This window comes from Streptodolium elevatio, assembly GCF_053592165.1.
In genome coordinates this window covers 183,180-201,486 of the sequence record NZ_JBSFVE010000002.1, presented here as the reverse complement: position 1 = coordinate 201,486, position 18,307 = coordinate 183,180, and the positions used below count along the sequence as shown (strand labels likewise).

Here is an 18,307-nt window from a genome sequence, read left to right as displayed (position 1 = left end):
ACGTCCACAACTCGGCGTACCCCACGGGGCGCCGCGGTAGCGGCGTTCCCCGGGCGCGTCGCGGTGGCTACGGGTTTGTGGCTCCGTGGCCGGATGACGCGGAGACACACCACACGCCGCCCGGGACCAGAACACCGCCGGCGCCCGCGAACTCGGCCAGGCCGGCGCCGACTTCGGCGCGGATGCGGGTGACGGTCGCCGTGTCCACGCTGCCCAGGTTGTGCACTGTGGGGCCCATGTCGAAGATGAAGTCGACGGCGGCGGAGACGTCGGCCCCGAGGTTCATGCACGCGTCGATGGGGGCTATGGCGATGTCCGCGTATCCGGCGGTGGTGAGCACCTCCTTGATATCGGCGGGATCGTAGAGCGTCGCCATTCCCCGGGAGGCGGGCGACGGCGCGCGAAGGTACGGCGACAGCGCCGCGGTCGCCCGGGCGTAGGGGCTGTCGGGCCTCCCCGGCTGAGGGCAGACGAACGCCAGCCTGCCGGTCGGCGCGAGCGCCTGCCGCAGGTGGGAGAAAGCCGCCGCGAGATCGGCGAAGAACATCACGCCGCCGCGGCTGATGACGACGTCGAATCCATGCTCGGGGAGCGGGTGAACCTGGGCGTCGCCGCGCTCGAAACTGACGTTGGCGATGCCCTGCTCGGCGGCGTCCGCGCGGGCGCGTTCGAGCATGGGCACGGACAGGTCGATGCCGGTCGCTTGGCCGCGGTGGGCCTGCCGCGCGGCGAGGAGGGTCGTCAGGCCGGTACCGCATCCCACGTCGAGGACTCGGTGCTCCGGCGCGATGCCGGCGGCCGCGAACAACGGCGCGTTGAACGCCTCCAGCATCCCGTTGTAGCGCTCGGGGTGTGCGGCCCAGCGGATTCCCTCCTCGTTCCATGCCTTGTCCTGGTCACGGTTGGCGATGACACTCATGGCTGCCCATCCAGTCACTAGAGCTTAACTCTAGGAACTGACTCTAGTTTCTTGCTTGGATGTGAGCTAGGCCAAAATGCGCGCCACCCGGTTCGGTGATGCGTCCCGGTCGGTACGGGAACGGTTCGGTGGTGATGAGGTGAGGTGGTGATGACGGGTGGGGGTTAACCGTCCGGCGATCTCGGAGCCGCGGGAGTCTGAGAGCAGGTCGCTGTGTTCACTACCGTGGCGCTGGCCCTTCGGTCTCCCGCAGGGTGCGCACCCGTGGCGCCGCCCAGGCCGCCACGGCGCTTACCGTGCCCGGCTGTTGCGCCGGTCGTCCGTCGCGGTGAGCGCCGCGGCGGAGGCGGCGGCCGAGACATCCCGGGGCTGCCCCTCCTCCTGGGCCCTGCCCGTCCGTACTGCGACGACCACCAGAACTCCGGGAACGATGCCGGCGAAGAACGGCGAGGGCGCCAGGTGGCTGTGTCACCTTCCGTGGAAGCCGTTCCCACGTGAGGTCGAGAGTCACTGGCGGCGCAAGAGCAAGATCAATGTCAGCGTGAGTTGATGTCCCTCTTGCGCCGATGGATGTCGAATCTCGCCGGCATCGGGGGAGAGACGGACACCCTCGGCTAGCGTCCTGCGCCGGGAATTCGTTGAAGATATGAGGCGAGGCGGTCGAGGATCTCGTCGGCGGTCCAGGCGCTGAAGTACGCGAACACCGTGGTGTGCGGCGGGAAGTCGTGCGGCAGGTAGCGCCAGGGAACGCCCGTGCGGCTGAGGTACAAGATCGCATCCAGGACGTCGCGCAGGTCCGTGACCGGGCCGCCGAGGCCGAGCGAGGTCTTCTGGCGTTCGGCCCGCCAAGCGATCAGGGTCGGCTCGACCAGGGCCCAGCGGGCGTCGGACAGGTCGCTCAGGTAGGCCTTGCACTGCGGTTTCGTCGTTATGACTCCACCGGTAGAACAGGGGGTTCGGTTCGCCCATCGCTCGATCGAATGAACTCTCCGCGGCGCTGCTGGGCATTTCCGAACCGGGCAGGAGCTTTCCAAGCGAACCCGCATGAAACGCATCGCCGCTGGCGGGCTGCCCGCCTCGCCGATATGCGCGAATGGCTCAATACTGTCATTTCTCCCATGCGCCAAAACTAGTCAACAGGCATATAAGCGTTGCGGACGTCCTCTTAGACCGTGTCCTACGTGGTGGCTGGTTCGTTGGCTGGCCATGGGGAGTTCGGGGTGGGGTTGGATCGTTCCTGAGGGCCTGTGGGACATAGTCAGGCCGGTGCTGCCGCCGGATCGCGTGCGTCCGCAAGGCGGTGGGACTGCGAACATCGACGACGAGGCGGTGTTCGCCGCGTTCGTGTACGTGTTGACGACCGGGGGCGCGTGGCGGCATCTGCCGCCGTGCTTCGGGGCGTCGAAGCCCACGGTGCATCGGCGCTTCACCATGTGGTCCGATGCGGGGCTATGGGGTCGGCTGCACCGCAGGTTGCGCGAACTTCTGGCGGACAGCGGGCTGGTGGACTTGTCCCGGGTCCTGGTCGACACCACGCATGTCCGCGCGAAAAAGGGGGCGAACTCACCGGCCCGAGCCCCGTTGACCGAGCCAAGCCCGGTTCCAAGCTGCACGTCCTGTCCGATCGCGTCGGACTGCCTCTCGTCGTCGGGCTCTCCGCGGGCAACTGCCATGACAGCAACGGGCTGAAGCCGCTCGTCGAGGCGTTCTTGGCCAAGCACGACCCGGACCGCGGCCGGCCGTGGAAACCGGGCAAACGGCACGCCGACAAGGCCTACGACAACCCACCCCTGCGGAAGTGGCTGCGCGGACGCCGGATCGGCGTGCGGATCGCTCGCATCGGCGTCGACACCTCCCAGTGCCTGGGTCGCCACCGTTGGGCCGTCGAACGCACGATGTCCTGGCTGACCGGCTACCGCCGCCTGACCATCCGCTACGAAAGCAAATCCGACCTGTTCCTCGCGTTCCTCACCCTCGCGGCAGCACTCATCTGCTTCAAACGACTCCGCCGCCACACCACGTAGGACATGGTCTTAGTGGTGTGACCGCATAAGTTCGCCGGGTTGCTGTTGATATGAAGTGCTTTATGAAGCGGATGTGCTGATGTGCTTCATCGGTAGTCGGCCAGGCCGTCCGCGAGTTCTTCTTCGTCGCCGTCGCGAATTGCGTAGAGAGCTTGCTGCAGGGCGAATGTGCCGCGGATCGCGGCGATGCGGGTAAGGAGTCCGCGGTTTGACCAGCTGCCTAGGGCGAGCACCCGCTCCAGGAGTTCACGGCCGTAGCTGGCGCCGATGGCTGCGAGGTCCTCGGCCGGGTCGCTGAGCGTGACATCGTCCCAGTCGAGTACGCCGGAGAGGTGCGGCAGACCGTGCGTCCACTCCCAGAGGACGTTTTCGGCACCGAGGTCGCCATGCACCACTGCTCGGGTGATGCGGGGAAGGCTGTCGAGCGCTGCGAGTTCCCCCTCGGCCCGTAGGCGTCCGCTGTCGGACATGAGCGGGAACAGCTCCGCGCACACGTTCTCCGCGAACCGCCGCCACTGCCCTTCTGCTGCACGAGGGAGAACCCCTCGTACCGTCTCGTCGGTGCCGGCACGGGCCAGAGCGGACAGCAATGTGGCGTACTGCGCCGCCACGGCGCCAGCCACGTGGGCATCGTCGAGGGCGTCGGTCTCCAGCGGTTCCCCGGGAATGCGGCTGAGTACCAGGAACGGCGCCTTGTCGGTGCCGTGGGCGTCGCCCTGGAGCAGCGGCTCAGGTGTGCGGAAGCCGAGGTCGAGGCCCGCAAGTGCGTGCAGTGCGGCCGCCCGCTCGGGCAACCGGGCGGCCGCTGCCCGGGTGCGGGGTAGGCACACGACGCGGTCTGTGCCAATGACCACGATGTGGAATTGCCCCTGACGTACTTGCAAGGTCGTCTGGTTTCTCGCCGGGCAGCAGACGGCTCAGCAGAGCACGATGAGTCATACGGATGCTCACGAGTGTGATCTCTGGATCCTTCGATGGGTCGGAGGCGATGTGCACGAAATGCTGTCAGGCCGCGCCGGCGAGCGGGCGCCCGCCCCAGCGAATCCAGCTCGACCCTGTTCTCCTTCGCCCAGCAACGGATGTTTGCGCCGGTGTAGGAGGAGAGGTTGTCCAGAATGATGTAGATCGGGGGGCTGTCGGGTCGGGCGGCGCGGATCGACTCCAGAGCGGCCAGGGTGTTGAAGTAGCTCACACCTTGGGGGCGGCGACAAGTCACCGGCAGGCGGTCGGGCTTGCCCTGTTTCGCCCAGCAGAAGCCCGCGATGGGCCGGATCCCCAGATCAGCGCCGGGTCGGTCTGGGGGGGATGCGCTCGCGTAGGTCGCGTGCGGTTTGTTCGACGGCGGCGTAGTAGGCCGCGAACTCCTCCTGGTGTGCCCGACGCACGTCGATGATCTTCTTCATGGGTATGCGGTTCCAGGTCCAGCGGGACGGCCAGGTGCACCGTTAGGAGGCGGATGACGTCCAGGACCGAGTCGGCGGAGGGGGCGGGTGCTGTCCGGGCGCGCACCCTAGCGCGATCCGCAGCATTGAGACACGGCCGTCGATCGGCGCGGCGGCAACCGGTCGGGTTCTGGATATCGAACGCACTTGATGCGATAGGGATTACCCATGACCACCGACATGGAACTGATCGCCGCGATCGCCGGCGGTGACGCCACAGCCTTGATCGACTTCGGGCTCCGTTTGAAGCTCGCCGGACAGGTCGAGGCGGCTGAACAGGCTTGGCGTGCCGCTGCCGATTCCGGCAATGTCGAGGCATTCAACAATCTGGGTGCTCTGTGTGCCGACCTCGGTCGGAACGAAGAGGCCGAGACGTGGTACCGCCGTGGTGCCGACGCAGGGGACACGACTGCGGTGTTCAACCTGGGACTGTTGTGCAAGAAGCTGCGGCGTTTCGACGACGCAGAGCGGTGGTGGCGAACTGCGGCTGACGCGGGGAACGTTCACGCTCTGAACAACCTGGGACTGATGTTCGTGGAGCAAGGCAACCACGACGAGGCCGAACGCTGGTGGCGCATCTCTGCCGGCGTCGGCAATGCCGAGGCCATGCACAATCTGGGCGTCCTGTTCGGCAACCAGGGGCGGGATGAAGAGGCTGCCGCGTGGCGCAGTCGGGCCGTTCAGGACCGCTAAGACCGTGTCCTACGTGGTGCGGCGGTGGAGTCGTTTGGAGCAGATGAGTGCTGCCGCGAGGGTGAGGAACGTGAGGAACAGGTCGGCTCTGCGTTCGTAGCGGATGGTCAGGCGGCGGTAGCCGGTCAGCCAGGACACCGTCCGTTCGACGGCCCAACGGTGGCGACCCAGGCACTGGGAGGTGTCGACGCCGATGCGAGCGATCCGCACGCCGATCCGGCGACCGCGCAGTGAGCTGCCCCGAGTTTCGTAGAGTCGTTCTGCGTGACTTGCGCCTGGCTCGCCCAGTAACGCTGCTCGTACTCGGTCGGCGGCACGTAGTCGAGTGCCGAATGAAGGCGCTCGTCGTTGTACCAGCCGACCCACTGCACGACGGCCCGTTCGACCTGCGCGAAGTCCCGCCAGGGGCCCTGCATTTCGATGAGCTCGGCCTTGCAGGTGCCGTTCAGCGCTTCGGCCGTCGCGTCGTCGTACGAATCGGCCACCGAGCCCACGGACGCGGCGGCGCCGACGTCGGCCAGTCGCTCGGTATAGCGAATGGACACGTACTGACCGGATTCAACTGGTGGATCAGCCCGGAGTCCTTCTTGATCCGGCGGCGCCACAAAGCCATCTCCAGCGCGTCCAGCGGGAGTTCGGTCCGCAGGTGCTCCGCGATTTGCCAGCCGACGAGCGTCCGCGAGTAGACGTCCAGGACGAACGCGACATACGCCCAGCCGGACCAGGTGCGCACATACGTCAGGTCCGCGACCCACAGCCGGTCCGGTCCGTCGGCGGCGAAGCGGAGGTCGACCAGGTCCGGCGGGCGCGGCGCGGCCGGCTCCGGGACGGTGGTGCGGCGACGCTGTCCGCGGATGACGCCCTCGATGCCCAGATCGCGCATCAGCCGTTCGACCGTGCAGCGGGCCACGGTGTGGCCCTTGCGGGCGAGCGCGCGGGTGATCCGGCGGGTGCCGTAGGTGCCGCCGGAGGCGCCGTGCTCGGCTTCGATCAGCCGCATGAGCTGCCCGTCGCGCAGCCGGCGCGCGGACTTCGGGCGCTTCTTGCGCGCGAAGTACGTCGACGGCGACAGGTCCAGCACCCGGCGTACGGGATTGACCCCGAGGCCCTGCTCGCGCAGGTGGTCGATCACCTGCTCGGCCTCGTCCGGGGACGGTCGATCTCCTGGGCAAAGAACACGGACGCGGCCTTGAGGATCTCGTTCGCCCGCCGCAACTCCGCGTTCTCCTTGCGGAGTTGCCTCAGCTCGTCCGTCTCGGCGGTGGTCAGCCGGTCGTCGCGTTCGCCCGCGTCGGCCTCGGCCTGGCGGACCCAGTTGCGCAGGGCTTCCTTGTGGATGCCCAGGTCCCGGGCGACGTGCGCGACCGGCCGCCCGGAGGTGCGGACCTCGCGGGACGCCCGTTCCCACAGCTCATCGGGTATTTGCGTGGGGCTGGCATAGCTGCTCCTTTACGCCGGGCACCACAACCCGGCTTCCGGGACTCCACAAAACTCAGAGCGACTCAGGGCACTCTCCTGGCCGGCAACAGCCCCGCCCATGGGTGCTGTGCCCGGCGACCACCGACCGGGCCGAAGCAGAGCAGTGGATGCGGGACTGGGCGTCGGCGGGGATCGAGGGCCTGGTAGTCAGCGGCGGCCGCCGACCGTGCGGCTTGCGCCCGACGGGGGCGCGGGCCGGTGGCCCGGTCACCCCGCAGCCTCAGGTGTGCCGGCGGTCGACGTGCCGGAGCCCGCCGCGGGCCGGCGGCAGGCTCAGGCGAGTCATCGCCTGTGGCCCGTCACCGGCGGCCCCGGGCACGGTAGATCACGAGTGCGACGACCACGGCTGCCATGACAGCCGCCTGCACGCGCCTGTCCCGGGCGGCTCCGGAGGCGTGGCGCGCGGTGTCGGCGACGGATTCAGGGGTGTTCTCCCGCGCCTTGGCCGCGGCGGTGGCGGCAGTCTCCGCGACCTGGTGGCCGGCTCGGCCGGCGGCTTCCCGGACCGGGGCGGGGGTGTGGTCCTTGACGGTCCGCACCGCACGGTCGGCGGCGGCGATGACGGTCGCCGCGGCCTCGGCGGTCTTCTCCCGGACCTGCTCCTTGGCGGCCGCAGCGTTGTCGACGGCATGTTCCGCGGGGTTTCGGCGGGTCATCGTGTTCCTCTCGGTGGTTTCGGCGTCGAGGTGGCGACACCGTCGGCGGCCTTGCGGGGACCGGCCGCCCTCTCCAGGCCAGTGCCCGCAGACCACTCAGCCATGCAAATCCGCGAAACCACCAGGCATATCGCGCGGATCTGCTGCCCGACCCAGCCCGGACCGTGCTGCCACGAGCGCGCCGGGGTACGCGGGATCACCGTCCGAGCCGAACGACGCCGCGGCGGGTTCGGCCCCGACCGCGTGGCGTCACGATGGCTCCACGGCGTCGCGTCAGGGGCCGGTTTGTGCGGGGCCGTGGTGGTGGCCGAGAACCGCGCAAACCTGATTGGGACCGACTATGGGGTGGTCCGGCAGCGCGAGGAGGGCGCGGACGACGGCGTCGCCGGCACGTCGGGCTCGGGCGTGTGCGGCGAGCTGGGCGGGTCGGGCCGGGAAGGCGGCCCCATGCAGTGCGCGGCGCAGTTCGGCCAGGTCGACGAGGTCCAGGGCGGGTCTCGGAGGCGTGACGGCCATCGTGGCGCTCGCCGGCTCAGCCGACCGCCGGGCGCTGCGCGGTCGGCGCGTCGGCGCACGTGGTGGGGAAGAGTTTCGTGGTGCCGGTGAGCCAGAGCAGACGCTCCAGGTAATCACCCGGCTCCACGGAGAGCGTGGCGCCGACTTCGGCGGATCGCTCGCGGGCGTGGAGCAGCGCGTGCAGGCCGCTCGAATCGCAGAAGGACACCGCCGCGGCGTCGACATGCAGGTGCCGGGGCCGGGCAGTGAGTGCCTCGTCGAAGGCGGCGCGCAGGTTGTCGGCGTTGTCCGGGTCGATCTCACCGGACAGGTGCACCACGGCGCGCTCGAGGTTGTGCTCGGTACGCATCTCCAGCAGCGGAGTTTCGACAAGCTGAGCAGGGGCGCGAATGGGCCCGGCAGGGTACCGCGACATGGCAGACGTCTCCTGACGTTTGGGTGCCTACTTCCACTCCACCATCCCCGCGCCCCGGACCCACGTCAAGGAATGCACGAATTCATGTTCGCCCATCGGGTGTTTCAGGCCGCGTCGATCCGCCTAGCATGAAGACATGACGGAGACCGCGAATCCCTTGCCAGACGGGGCCGCGGGCCGGGACCCGGACCGTCGCTGGGGCGGGCGGCCGGGCACGGAGCCCGGAGGGTGGACGTTTCTGACCAACCACGCCCGCGTACTGGCGGCGGTCGCCCGGGAACCGGAGGCCCGGATCCGCGACATCGCGGCAGTGTGCCTGCTGACCGAGCGCGCCGTGCAGAAGATCCTCGTCGACCTGGAGACGGCCGGCTACATCGCCCGCACCCGTGTCGGACGCCGCAACACCTACCGCATCGCGCCTGGGACCAAGGTGCGCCACCCGGCCGACGGCGGCCGGGAAATCGCGGATCTTCTCGCCCTCCTCAACATCCCGCGAGCCCGCACGGACGACCGCGCTGCCCAATGAGGGCCCGGGCCCTCCTGGCGGCGACCGAGCGCGCGGGCCTGCGAATGCTCGTACCCGATGCCGCCGACCCCTCCCTGAAGACGTTCCGGGTCGTCGGGGAGAGCTGACGCCCGTACGAGGCCGACCGGGCGGCCGCCGAGCACACGGTCGTCCGCGCTCCGCCGTCACCAGGCGTCGGCCCGCGAGTTGCCGGGCGAACCACTTTCCGGCCGTTGGTCAGGCGGTCCCGACTCCTTGGAGACCGCTCGCTACCGGCCGTCGGCGTCCGCACGTGGCGAACGACGTCCCGTCGCCACGCGTAGTGCCGTGCGTCCTACGCCGAGGCGGTCGGCGTGCAGCGCGGCGCGGGCGGCGTTGGCTCCGCACGCTCCGTGGACGCCTCCTCCGGGGTGCGCCGACGCGGAGGCCAGGAACATGCGACGGACCGGAGTCCTTGCGCGTCCCGAGCCGGGGACCGGGCGGAAGACCAGTTGCTGGTGGACACCGGCGGTTCCGCCGTTGAGCGCTCCGCCCACCAGGTTCTCGTCCTCGGTTTCGAGGGTGTGCGGGGACAGGATGCGGCGAGACCTGATTCGGGAGCGGAAGCCGGGCGCGAACGTCTCCACGCGCGCTTCCAGGCGGTCCGCGTACGCCTGCGCCTCTGCGCGATCCCAACGTCCGGCCAGTTGTCCGCCGAGGTCTTCGGTGACGTGCCGGGGCACGTGCGTGTACGCCCATGCCGACTCGGTGCCGGCGGGGGAGCGCGTCGGGTCGGTCGTGGTCATCTGGCCCAGCAGCAGGAAGGGGAGTGCGGGCAGTCGGCCCGTGGCCACCTGCACGGCGTAGTCGGAGAGTTCGCCGAGGTCGCCGGCGAGATGGACGGTACCGGCCTGCCCGGCGCCGGGCGCGGTCCACGGGATCGGGCCGTCCAGGGCCCAGTCGACCTTGAACGTCCCCAGGTCCCAGTGGAACCTGCGCATGTCGTCACGCAGCCGGACAGGCAGGTCGTCCCAGGACACCAGGCCGCCGTAGAGCGTCGGCGCCGCGACGTCGGCGAGTACCGCCCGGCGTGCCCGCACGGCGTCCCCGTCCGCGGTGCGTACGCCCAACGCCGTGCCGCCCCGCACCACGACCGACGTCACCCGCGAACCGCACCGCACCACGCCGCCCTTGGACTCCAGCCGGCTGACCAGCGCGTCGGTGAGCGCGCCGGCACCGCCGACCGGCGCGGGCCAGCCGTGCTGTTGACCGAGCATCGCCAGCAGCCAGCCGAAGGCCGCGCTCGGCACAGCCTCCGGCAGCAGGTCCGCGTGCAGCGCGCACCCGGCCAGCAGCATCGTGGCGCCGATGTCGGAGAACTCTTCCTCGCCCAGCCGGCGCACCGGCAATGCCATCATGCGGGCGAAGCGCAGCCCGTCCGCGACGCCCAGTCGTCGCGCAAGCGCCGAGCCGGAGCGCAGCGGCGGAAACGGCGCCAGAAGCGCGTTCACCAGATGCGGGTCCAGCCGCTGCCACAACGCCGACAGTCGGGTCCAGCCCTCGGCGTCCTCGGCGCCGAAGTCGTGCGCCAGTCCGGCCGCGGTCGCCTCGACACCGCGGCGCAGTACGGCGCAGCGTCCGTCGGCCAGAGGATGTGCGAGCACCGCAGGAGCATGGGACCACTGCAGGCCGAACTCGTGAAGGTCAAGCGCCCCGACCACCGGGGAGGCCGCGGCAAGCGGGTGGAACGAGCTGAAAAGGTCGTTGACGAAGTCCGGGTGTACGCCGCGGTCGCTGCGGACCGCCCCGCCCGGCACCTCTTCGGCCTCCTGCACCACGACCCGCCACCCGTGGTCCGCCAGGATGTTCGCGGCCACCAATCCGTTGGGACCCGAGCCGATGACGACCGCGTCAGCCTCGTCGGCCACGGTGCCCCTCGGCGTCCGTGCCGGATGCCGCGAAGGTGCGCTCGTGCGCGGCCCGTGCCGCTTCTTCCGCGACCCGCGCAAGGTTGTGCAGCATCTTGCGGTTGCGCAGGTGCAGCAGGAGCTCTCCCGGCGGGCCGTGCAAGCGGGCGGCGGGGCCGCGAAGCGGGTGCTCGTCCACCAGGACCAGGGTCCCGGTGTCCCACGGCAGCAGTTCGATGCCGATGCGGGCGGTGCCGAGCGGCGGCGCCATGGCTTCCAGCTCCAGCCGCTTCCCGGGGTCGCAGAGGCGGACGACACACTCGTCCTGGAACGTCACCGGTCCCAGCCCGACGGTGTAGACCAGTCGGGCATGCTCCTGGGGCCAAGCGGGATCGGCGCGATCGATGCGCCGGGTCCCCACGACCCATTCCGCGTAACGGTGCGGGTCCGCGAGCACATCCCACACCCGGCTCGGACTCGCATCGATCAAGTGGTGTCGTCGCGCCATGATCGGCGGGTACCCGCCTCCCGTGCGGTTATCCCTGCGACCGGCGTACCCGCCCTGGGGTGTGCGGCCGGAGTTCTCGGCCGCGGCGGGGTGCTCTGCGTGGGTCCGGCCGAGACGGGTAGCAGCGCGGCAGACCGGTCGGAAACGATCTTCCGGAGGGCGCGGCGTGCGAAGCTTCGACAAGCGAGTGGCCGCGGTCACCGGTGCGGGCTCAGGCATCGGACGGGCTCTGGCCGTGCGACTCGCCCGACGCGGCGCCCTGCCGGCCCTTGCCGATATCGACGGCGAGGCGGTTCGCGCCACTGCCGAGGCGATCGAGCGGGTGTGCCCGGGCAGCCGTCTCCTGGTGACCGAACTGGACGTCGCGGACCGCGCGGCGGTTCAGGCCTGGGCGGATGAGGTCGCGGGCCGCTTCGGCCGCGTGGACCTGGTGGTCAACAACGCGGGGGTGGGTGTGGTGGCGCCCGTGGAAGAGGCCGCCCGGGACGACGTCGAATGGCTGATGAACGTGAACTTCTGGGGGGTGGTGCACGGCTCGAAAGCCCTTCTCCCCTATCTCAAGCGCTCCGAGAAGGTCACCTCGTGAACATGGCCAGCGTGTTCGGCTTGGTCGGTGTACCGGCCATGAGCGCGTACTGCGCTTCCAAGTCCGCCGTGTGCGGATTCACCGAGGCCCTGCGCCAAGAGGTGCGGTTGTCGCGGTCCGGCGTACGCGTGACCACGGTGCTGCCGGGCGGCGTGAGTTCCGCGTTCGCCCGCTCCGTGCGGACTTCGCCCCAGGTGGACGCCGACGCCCTTGCCGCCATCAGCAGTCGTGTCGCGGCCACCACGCCCGAACAAGCAGCCCGCGCGATCCTCCGCGGCGTCAATCGAAACCGTGCCCGGGTGCACGTGGGGCCGGACGCGTACCTCATCGACTGGGCGCGGCGCCTGCTCGGCGTCGGCGTCGAGCCGTTCGCCCGCGGCATCGCCGCACGGCTGTTGCCGTTGCCGTGGGCGCCCGACAGCCCCGGCCCCTGACGCTCATGTCAGGCGTTGTCGGCACGGATGACCACCAGTTCCTCTTCCCGGCAGCCCGGTTCGACGAGCCCGACCGCTTCGAGGTAGGGCGCGCGTTCGGTGAGCACCGGTCCGAAGGGTTCCTCGCGGCGTGCCACGACCCGGGCCCGGAGGCCCGCCGCGGTGAGCATACGGACGGTGGTGTCCACGCCGCACAGCGCGGAGTGCACGACCAGCGCCGCGCCGCCCGGGCGCAGGACCCGGGGGAGGCCGAGGCAGAGCCGGTCCAGTACGAGCCTGCCGTCGGTGCCCGCGTCCCAGCACCGGGCCGGGCCGTGCCGGGGGACCTGGGCGTGCGGGGACGGCACGTACGGGGGGTTGGCGAGCACCACGTCGAATTGCTGTCCGGCCACGGCGGAGAGCAGGTCGCTGCGGCGTACGCGGAGACGGCTCCGCGACCGGAGGCTGTTGGCGCGGGCCGTCCACACGGCGGAGCGGGCGATGTCGAGGGCGGTGACCCGGCAGCGGTTCTCGGAAGCATCGGCGATGGCCAGGGCCACCGCGCCGGTTCCGGTCCCCACGTCCAGCACGTCAGCTGCCTGGTGGAGGTCGCGTTGGTCGCGGTACGCCTCCAGCAGCAGCCAGGTGTCGGCCTGAGGCCGGTAGATGCCCGGCATGCGCAGCAGCTTCATGATCGGCGGCTGCCCGGCGCCGATCATGCCAAACCGGATGCGTCGTCGGCCGCGCGGCCGGCCCGGTTCCGCCGTCGTGGGGAAGGTCGGCGCAGCGCACCGCGGTGAGAGCGTGCCCGGCAAGATCGCGGGCCCGGGTCAGTCGGCAGGTCGGGGTGTTAGCGGGTGCGCGCCGGGTATCGGGGAGCGGTCGGCAGGGTCCCCGAGGCTTGGGAGGCGGGCGGTGGAGCCGTCGCAGGACCGTATCGCGCATCCGTGGGCGAGCCGTGTGCCGCACGGGCGGCACCGCCCGTGGCCCGGGCGGGTGGACATGTTCCCGGCGGACGGCGTAGAGCCGGGGAGCGTGCAGCGCTGGTCAACCGGGGACGGCTCGGCCCGAAGGACCTGTTCGGCCGGCAGGCGAACGCGTCCCCGACCGCCTGACGCGTCCGTTGGTGCGGCGCGACGGGCGGCTGGTCGAGACCGACTGACACGGCAATGGAGCTGGTGGCCTCGCGTTCCCGCGAACGCGTCGACGACCACGGGCCCGGCGCGATCGGCTTCTACACCTCCGGGCAGTTGTTCCCGGAGGAGTACTACACGCTCGCGGTGCTCGCCCGGGCCGGGATCGGAACGAACCACCTGGACGGCAACACGCGCCTGTGCACGGCGACAGCGGCCGAGGCATTGAAGGACCATGATCAAAACCCTCGTACCGCAAACGATCACGAGCCTCTGACCTGCGGCCCGGGTGCTCGCGGCGTCAGGCTGCGGCTTGTGCAAGGCCGTTGGGGTGGAAGCCGATCGGGGGGTGGAAGCCGTTCGTGCGGTGAGGGGCGCGATGCGCGGTGACGGCTGCGTCGAGGGCGGGGTACGGGGTAGACGGCGATGGTGCGGTCCAGGCCGGTGCGTTGCGGCAGGCGTCGCACGTCGGCCGGGACGGCTGCCAGGCACACCGAGCCGCCGCCACGAAGTGCCTTTTCACCGCCTGGAGCGGGTCCCGGGGCCGCGTACGGCTCGTCCTCAGGCGCGGTCTTCGGGTCCTGGCCGGTCGAGGTAGTTCGCGCGGCCCTCGTCGTCGATCGCGAAGGAGCCCGTGGGGATGATGCAGAATTCGTTTCCCTCGGGGTCGGCCATCACCAGGAAGCCTCCGTCCGCGTACTGGTCCAGCCTCCGTCCGCCGAGCGCCTCCGCCCGGCGTTGCTCGGCTTCGGGGTCGGACGAACTGATGTCCATGTGCACCCGGTTCTTGCCCGGTTTGGGTGTCTCCGTCTGCTGGAAGCCCAGCGCGAGCCCGTTCTCCCGGCGCAACCACACGTACGGTCCGCCACGCCCGACGACCGGTCTGCCGAGCAACGCGGACCAGAACGCGGCCAGTCGTTCGGGGTCTTGGGCATCGACGACGAGCGCGTTGACCTGCACGGGGGAGTCCGTCATGTTCGATCTTCCGGGAGTTGGCGCGGTGCTTCTCGGCTCGGCCCGCTGCTACCCCTGTTCGGTTCGGTTGATGCCATGGGGAAGTCCACCCCTCCGCGCCGCGGCCCGGTGCGCAGCCAAGCGCGGTCGGGCCCGACAAGATAGGGGTGGCTGCGCCGCAGTCGACGTACACAAGGCCGCGGAGCGCCCCGAGCCGGGCCGGCCGCCTGCGAACGCTGTCCGAGGAGCACTTCCATGACGGACCCCGCCACACCGCCTGGGGCTGACGCGCACTACCTCACCCACACCGCCCGTCTGTACGGTTGGACGGTGGCGGCGCACCACGACGGAAGTGTGCGCATGTCCCTGCCCGATCGCACTGTCTGGGCCCACTTCGCCCCCGACGGCTCCTTCCGCTACGGCCGCGCCACCGGCCCGCACAGCTCCGACGCGGAACTGGACATGCGGCAAGTCCTGGACGTCCTCGAGAAGCACGGCATGCCGACTCCGCCCTCCCCCCGTCTGCCCTGAAGCAAGGGGCGGTTGCGCAGCACCCGCGAGCAACAGGTCCGCGGAGCGCTCATCGGCGTCCTGCCTCGTCGCGCGCGATCCGCGGCCGAAGCCGCCGTCCACGCTGCCGGCCTTTGCAGTGGCGCGGAGTCTGTCGTGTACGTCGGCGCGTGCCTCCGGCGCGAGGGGGTAGCCGCGGAGCAGACGGAGGTGTCCGACATGACCGCAGTGGATCCGAGGCGCGTCGGGGAAGCCAAGATGGTACGCGCAAGAGCGCTGGGTCGTGTGGCCCGGCGTGCCCTGGACGAGGACGAAACGTACGCCCTGGCGGGGAAACTCGTACGCCGCATGGAAGCCCTGGATCCCGACGGCGAGGTGTTCGCGCGGTACGCCGCCTGTGTCGTGGAGCTGATGACGGCACCTCCGCGCCGTCCCGGTGGTACTTGCCCGAGGCCGTGACCCTCGGAGCCGTCGTCGGCAGACCCACGTCGATGGCGCGGTGGGACGTGGGGCCGAGCGGGTGAATCCACACCACGGAGTTTCACCTTCGTTCTTCCGCCGGATCCGGCGTGTCCTGCGGTCAGCGTGGTCGATGACTTCGACGGCTGGCCCCCGTGACCCCGAACTCTTCGTACGCAAGGACGGCAGCCGTGCGGTGACCGTGGCGGTGCCGGGGGCAGACCGGCTCTACTTCCGGTACCTCGCTCATGGCGGCCACTGGTTCGACGAGGCCGAGGCGGACGGCCACGACGGACGCCACGGCTATGTGGAGCCCACCTGGGCGTGACCCGGCGGCCGCCGCCTCGGGCGAGCCCGAGGCAGCCCTCGACTGGTCACCTGAACCTATTCGGCACGGTTTTCGCCGGACGCCCCGGAGCCGCCGCGTCGGTCTCGTGCCTCACCCGGGGCGGCGAGCCGGGCGGCGTTCCAGGCGCTGCCGGCCGCGACGCTGTCCGTCGGTGTCAGCCCCACCGCGTCGGCGGCGTCGGCGATGTCCTCGGCGGGGACAGCCCCGCTGCGTCCCTCATTCGGCGTCAACAGCCAGATGTCGCCGCCCGTTTCCAACGCCTCGGCGGCGCGCGCCAACGAGTCCTCGAGATCGCCGTCGCCCTCCCGGAACCACAGGAGAATCAGGTCGGCGGCGGTTGCGTCGTCCGGGTCGAGAAGGTCCCGGCCGGTGGCTTCGGCCATCCCCTCGCGCACGAGCTCGTCGGCGTCGTCGTGGCGGCCGATCTCTTTGACTGTTTGCCCTGGGGACAGCCCCATCCGCACGGCCGGGTTGAGCTCGTCGCCTGAATGCATCGGTGTCTCCTTCGGCGCCGGACGAGTCGGAGCAGGGTCGGTCCCATGCGTGCTGCACCGCGGGTGCCCGCGCGCGTTCCCGCCAAACACCACGTCGCCCCCACCCGATGTTCGTCCGGGCGAGGGCGACGGGAGTGGCTGCCGACATCCGGCCGACCCTCTGCGCCTTGGTGGCCGGTGGCAGGGATGCTCACTCGGCGGTAGGCGGAGCCATCGACTTGTCGAGTCGCTCTACTTGTCGAGTCGCTGCCGCAGCAGAGTCTTTGCCTGCTCGGCGCCCTTGCGGCTCTCGGTCTGCGCGCGGCGGAAGAAGTCGGCGAGTTCGGAGTCGCCGGCGCGGTCCGCGTCCTCGATGTACGTCTCCAGGCGCAGTGCGTTGCTCAGACACGCCTCGGTGAACCAGACGAGGTTGTAGTCCTTGTCTTTGGTGCCTGTGACATGGCCTGTCTCGGTCGTGCCCATGAGATCTCCCTTCGGGGCTGCGCATTGTGAACCCCTGCGCTACCCACGGGATGCGCATCAAACCTCCCGGAGCTGGAGCCGTTTTGCATCCTCGGGGTCACGCCCCGCGCGTGCTGACCCCTGTGGTGGTTGCTTCTTGCCTTGAGCCGACCCATCAGCGTCAATGAACCTTTTGCGGGTTATGCCCATTGACTGTGGTAGACGGCATGTGACGCTTCGGCTCCGTCGACACGCGAGGAAGTCGAGCAGAGCGGGAGGTCCGAGTACGTGGAGGCCCTGATGGAGCAGCAGCGGCTCCGCGATCTCCGGGCGCCGATCGGCTGGACGCAGTACGCCGCCTCCGCCGACTTCTGGGATCGGACCCTGCAGAACTGGCAGTCCGAACTCCTGGCGATCGCCTCGATGGCGCTGTTGGCGATCTACCTGCGTCAGCGCGGCTCACCCGAGTCGAAACCGGTCGGCGCGTCGCACGGCGCCACCGGCGTCGAGGGCGGCTGACGAACCGGCGTCGCGGAACCCGGACGCCGACGTCTTCTCGCGGGCCGAGCCGACCGTACGGCCCGCCCAACGCCGTGGAAAGGGCTGCACGCAGCCGTCGCGTGCGTCAGGACGCCTCCGTATCGCGTACGGCTCGGGCGCTCCAACTGTCCTCCAGTTCGGCGCCGTCCACGGTGATGGCCTCGACCGCCCCGGTCTCGGGATCGATGTCGGCTTGGACGCCGTCGCCGGCGTACCGGGGGAAGCCCGAGGCTCCCTGCTCGCCGGTGGAACGGACGATCGCCGATCGCACGGCCGGGCCTCGGGCGTCCTCGGGCATGTCCTGCTCGTTGAACGGAAAGATCAGAATCTCGAATCGCTCCATGATCATGCGTCTACCCGATTCGCGGCGACTGGTGCACAGGCGCCATTGTCCCGCCGTTTGCCGGCCCGCGTCTGCGGCCGCACTTCCCATCCGGCACGGCGTGGGGCCGGGAGCCCCGCCTCCGCGATCCGGCGATCACTCGACGCATCGGATGATCCGAGTCGGGTAGCGGCACATCCCGAGACGACTCCGCACCTCGGACCTTGGATTCCGATGCGGAGCCGACGACCTGACGGAGGCCGCACATGAGTCATGACCCGAGTTACGACCGGCAGGAGACCGACTCCCACGAGCTGGCCCGGAAACGGTACGGGCGCGGTGACATGCGTGTCGGGAACGCCGGGCACAGCTCGGCCGCGTGGATCGGCGTGGCAGTGATCCTGGCCGGGTGTGTCGTCGCGGCGGTGGCCTTGCCGCTGGCCGAACCCTGGCTGTTCTGGACCGGTGTCGGTGTGGCGGCGGTCGGGGCCGTCCTCGGAAAGCTCCTGTCGCTCATGGGGCTCGGTGTACCGCCCGGGTACCACCAGGAGGGCGACGTCGAGCTGCGCGACCGGTTCGTGCAGGACAACGGTGAGGAGCAGTGGTCAGCCGACCGGACCACCTCGCGGGACCGGTCGTAGCACGAGCCGACCACCGCATGTCGACGGCCACCCCGCCGTCGACCACCCGGCAAACGCAGACCCCGGAAGCGCGCCGGGTGCTGTGTTGCGCTCTCGGACCCGTGCGGTCGACCGGTAGTTGGTGACGGTCCCGTCGACGGGCAGCGGACAGGCCTCCGCGTCCGTGGGCACCGTGGGCCGCACTCCCCGGAACCGACGTCTGCACCGACTCCACCGGTTTGGTGCGCGTCACCATCCACCCGCACCCCGACGGAACCGCAGTTGCCCACCCCCTCCTGAGCGGCCTCCTGCACGACCGCGGCTGTCTGTACGGGCATCCGCGCTCCGAATGATGGAGCGCAACCTCGGCGCACGCATCTGTCCGGCACGAGATCATCGATCTCGCGTGAACGCACTTGCGACCCGGGGGCACACGGTGCCTG

At 70.3% G+C, this 18,307-nt stretch carries 19 protein-coding genes and 7 pseudogenes; 10 read left to right on the top strand and 16 right to left on the bottom strand.

Translation table 11 applies throughout. The features are described 5' to 3' along the window. Positions 1-67: 67 nt before the first annotated feature. Positions 68-919 carry a class I SAM-dependent methyltransferase gene (locus ACWD12_RS04940; RefSeq protein WP_450098353.1) on the bottom strand — a complete coding sequence of 284 codons (852 nt, stop codon included), beginning with the start codon at positions 917-919 and terminating at the stop codon, positions 68-70. A gap of 653 nt (positions 920-1,572) precedes the next feature. Next, positions 1,573-1,851, bottom strand: a pseudogene (locus ACWD12_RS04935) (transposase); the annotation flags it as partial. Positions 1,852-2,125: 274 nt separating this feature from the next. Here ACWD12_RS04935 and ACWD12_RS04930 point away from each other — a divergent pair. Further along, positions 2,126-2,943 (top strand): IS5 family transposase gene (locus ACWD12_RS04930; protein ID WP_450098352.1). Its coding sequence is split into 2 segments (ribosomal slippage): positions 2,126-2,468 and positions 2,468-2,943, totalling 819 coding nucleotides; the frame shifts between segments, so codons are not numbered across the junction. An 86-nt stretch (positions 2,944-3,029) separates the two neighbouring features. Here ACWD12_RS04930 and vph read toward each other — a convergent pair. Together vph and ACWD12_RS04920 are read right to left on the bottom strand one after the other, a co-directional pair. Next, positions 3,030-3,894: pseudogene (gene vph / locus ACWD12_RS04925) on the bottom strand (viomycin phosphotransferase). Between the two features lie 329 nt (positions 3,895-4,223). Beyond that, entirely contained in the window at positions 4,224-4,346 is a 123-nt protein-coding gene (locus tag ACWD12_RS04920) for a hypothetical protein (protein ID WP_450098351.1), read from the bottom strand. A gap of 207 nt (positions 4,347-4,553) precedes the next feature. Between ACWD12_RS04920 and ACWD12_RS04915 the strand changes: the two genes are divergently transcribed. Continuing rightward, on the top strand, positions 4,554-5,078 hold the full coding sequence (locus ACWD12_RS04915) for a tetratricopeptide repeat protein (RefSeq protein ID WP_450098350.1): 525 nt from the start codon (positions 4,554-4,556) through the stop codon (positions 5,076-5,078). A gap of 9 nt (positions 5,079-5,087) precedes the next feature. Here the strand turns inward: ACWD12_RS04915 and ACWD12_RS04910 are convergent. The 5 genes and pseudogenes from ACWD12_RS04910 to ACWD12_RS04890 form a co-directional block, all read right to left on the bottom strand. Continuing rightward, positions 5,088-5,309, bottom strand: a pseudogene (locus ACWD12_RS04910) (transposase); the annotation flags it as partial. Positions 5,310-5,344: 35 nt separating this feature from the next. Then, positions 5,345-6,500 (bottom strand): annotated as a pseudogene (locus ACWD12_RS04905) (IS3 family transposase); the annotation flags it as partial. Between the two features lie 356 nt (positions 6,501-6,856). Then, positions 6,857-7,213, bottom strand: coding sequence for a hypothetical protein (locus tag ACWD12_RS04900; RefSeq protein ID WP_450098349.1), 357 nt, complete (start codon positions 7,211-7,213; stop codon positions 6,857-6,859). Positions 7,214-7,486: 273 nt separating this feature from the next. Continuing rightward, positions 7,487-7,729, bottom strand: coding sequence for a DUF2795 domain-containing protein (locus ACWD12_RS04895; protein ID WP_450098348.1), 243 nt, complete (start codon positions 7,727-7,729; stop codon positions 7,487-7,489). Positions 7,730-7,745: 16 nt separating this feature from the next. Next, a complete protein-coding gene (locus ACWD12_RS04890; RefSeq protein WP_450098347.1) occupies positions 7,746-8,144 on the bottom strand; it encodes an STAS domain-containing protein in 399 nt (132 codons plus the stop codon). A 136-nt stretch (positions 8,145-8,280) separates the two neighbouring features. Here ACWD12_RS04890 and ACWD12_RS04885 point away from each other — a divergent pair, with 136 nt between their 5' ends. After that, positions 8,281-8,670, top strand: coding sequence for a helix-turn-helix transcriptional regulator (locus ACWD12_RS04885; protein WP_358360480.1), 390 nt, complete (start codon positions 8,281-8,283; stop codon positions 8,668-8,670). 248 nt (positions 8,671-8,918) lie between these two features. On the opposite strand, the gene ACWD12_RS04880 is transcribed toward ACWD12_RS04885, so the two are convergent. Both ACWD12_RS04880 and ACWD12_RS04875 read right to left on the bottom strand, forming a co-directional pair. Beyond that, on the bottom strand, positions 8,919-10,556 hold the full coding sequence (locus tag ACWD12_RS04880) for a phytoene desaturase family protein (protein WP_450098346.1): 1,638 nt from the start codon (positions 10,554-10,556) through the stop codon (positions 8,919-8,921). Continuing rightward, positions 10,540-11,043 carry an SRPBCC family protein gene (locus ACWD12_RS04875; RefSeq protein WP_450098345.1) on the bottom strand — a complete coding sequence of 168 codons (504 nt, stop codon included), beginning with the start codon at positions 11,041-11,043 and terminating at the stop codon, positions 10,540-10,542. Before ACWD12_RS04875 ends, ACWD12_RS04880 begins: the two co-directional genes overlap by 17 nt. On the opposite strand from ACWD12_RS04875, the pseudogene ACWD12_RS04870 reads away from it, so the two are divergent. Continuing rightward, positions 11,042-12,063 (top strand): annotated as a pseudogene (locus tag ACWD12_RS04870) (SDR family NAD(P)-dependent oxidoreductase). The gene ACWD12_RS04875 and the pseudogene ACWD12_RS04870 sit on opposite strands and share 2 nt — an antisense overlap. Before the next feature lie 8 nt (positions 12,064-12,071). Here the strand turns inward: ACWD12_RS04870 and ACWD12_RS04865 are convergent. Beyond that, the gene (locus ACWD12_RS04865) at positions 12,072-12,761 is read right to left on the bottom strand and encodes a HemK2/MTQ2 family protein methyltransferase (RefSeq protein WP_450098344.1); all 690 of its coding nucleotides are present in this window, start codon (positions 12,759-12,761) and stop codon (positions 12,072-12,074) included. A 196-nt stretch (positions 12,762-12,957) separates the two neighbouring features. On the opposite strand from ACWD12_RS04865, the pseudogene ACWD12_RS04860 reads away from it, so the two are divergent. Continuing rightward, positions 12,958-13,409: pseudogene (locus ACWD12_RS04860) on the top strand (molybdopterin-dependent oxidoreductase); the annotation flags it as partial. Positions 13,410-13,736: 327 nt separating this feature from the next. Here the strand turns inward: ACWD12_RS04860 and ACWD12_RS04855 are convergent. Further along, positions 13,737-14,150 (bottom strand): VOC family protein, encoded by a 414-nt coding sequence (locus ACWD12_RS04855; RefSeq protein WP_450098343.1) that lies wholly within the window; start codon positions 14,148-14,150, stop codon positions 13,737-13,739. A gap of 234 nt (positions 14,151-14,384) precedes the next feature. Here ACWD12_RS04855 and ACWD12_RS04850 point away from each other — a divergent pair, with 234 nt between their 5' ends. From ACWD12_RS04850 to ACWD12_RS04840, 3 genes are all read left to right on the top strand, one after another. Next, entirely contained in the window at positions 14,385-14,660 is a 276-nt protein-coding gene (locus ACWD12_RS04850; RefSeq protein ID WP_358360497.1) for a hypothetical protein, read from the top strand. A 198-nt stretch (positions 14,661-14,858) separates the two neighbouring features. Next, positions 14,859-15,098, top strand: coding sequence for a hypothetical protein (locus ACWD12_RS04845; protein ID WP_450098342.1), 240 nt, complete (start codon positions 14,859-14,861; stop codon positions 15,096-15,098). A 133-nt stretch (positions 15,099-15,231) separates the two neighbouring features. Further along, positions 15,232-15,426, top strand: coding sequence for a hypothetical protein (locus ACWD12_RS04840; RefSeq protein WP_450098341.1), 195 nt, complete (start codon positions 15,232-15,234; stop codon positions 15,424-15,426). A 56-nt stretch (positions 15,427-15,482) separates the two neighbouring features. Here ACWD12_RS04840 and ACWD12_RS04835 read toward each other — a convergent pair whose 3' ends face one another. Beyond that, complete coding sequence (locus tag ACWD12_RS04835; protein WP_450098340.1) at positions 15,483-15,941, bottom strand: DUF3052 family protein; 459 nt, start codon at positions 15,939-15,941, stop codon at positions 15,483-15,485. Between the two features lie 231 nt (positions 15,942-16,172). Then, positions 16,173-16,403 (bottom strand): hypothetical protein, encoded by a 231-nt coding sequence (locus ACWD12_RS04830; protein WP_358360505.1) that lies wholly within the window; start codon positions 16,401-16,403, stop codon positions 16,173-16,175. A 288-nt stretch (positions 16,404-16,691) separates the two neighbouring features. On the opposite strand from ACWD12_RS04830, the pseudogene ACWD12_RS04825 reads away from it, so the two are divergent. Further along, positions 16,692-16,901: pseudogene (locus ACWD12_RS04825) on the top strand (DUF6766 family protein); the annotation flags it as partial. Between the two features lie 106 nt (positions 16,902-17,007). Here the strand turns inward: ACWD12_RS04825 and ACWD12_RS04820 are convergent. Next, the gene (locus ACWD12_RS04820) at positions 17,008-17,271 is read right to left on the bottom strand and encodes a hypothetical protein (protein WP_450098338.1); all 264 of its coding nucleotides are present in this window, start codon (positions 17,269-17,271) and stop codon (positions 17,008-17,010) included. 239 nt (positions 17,272-17,510) lie between these two features. On the opposite strand from ACWD12_RS04820, the gene ACWD12_RS04815 reads away from it, so the two are divergent. Next, positions 17,511-17,885, top strand: a complete 375-nt coding sequence (locus ACWD12_RS04815) for an HGxxPAAW family protein (protein ID WP_450098337.1) — start codon at positions 17,511-17,513, stop codon at positions 17,883-17,885. The last annotated feature ends 422 nt before the right edge of the window (positions 17,886-18,307 follow it).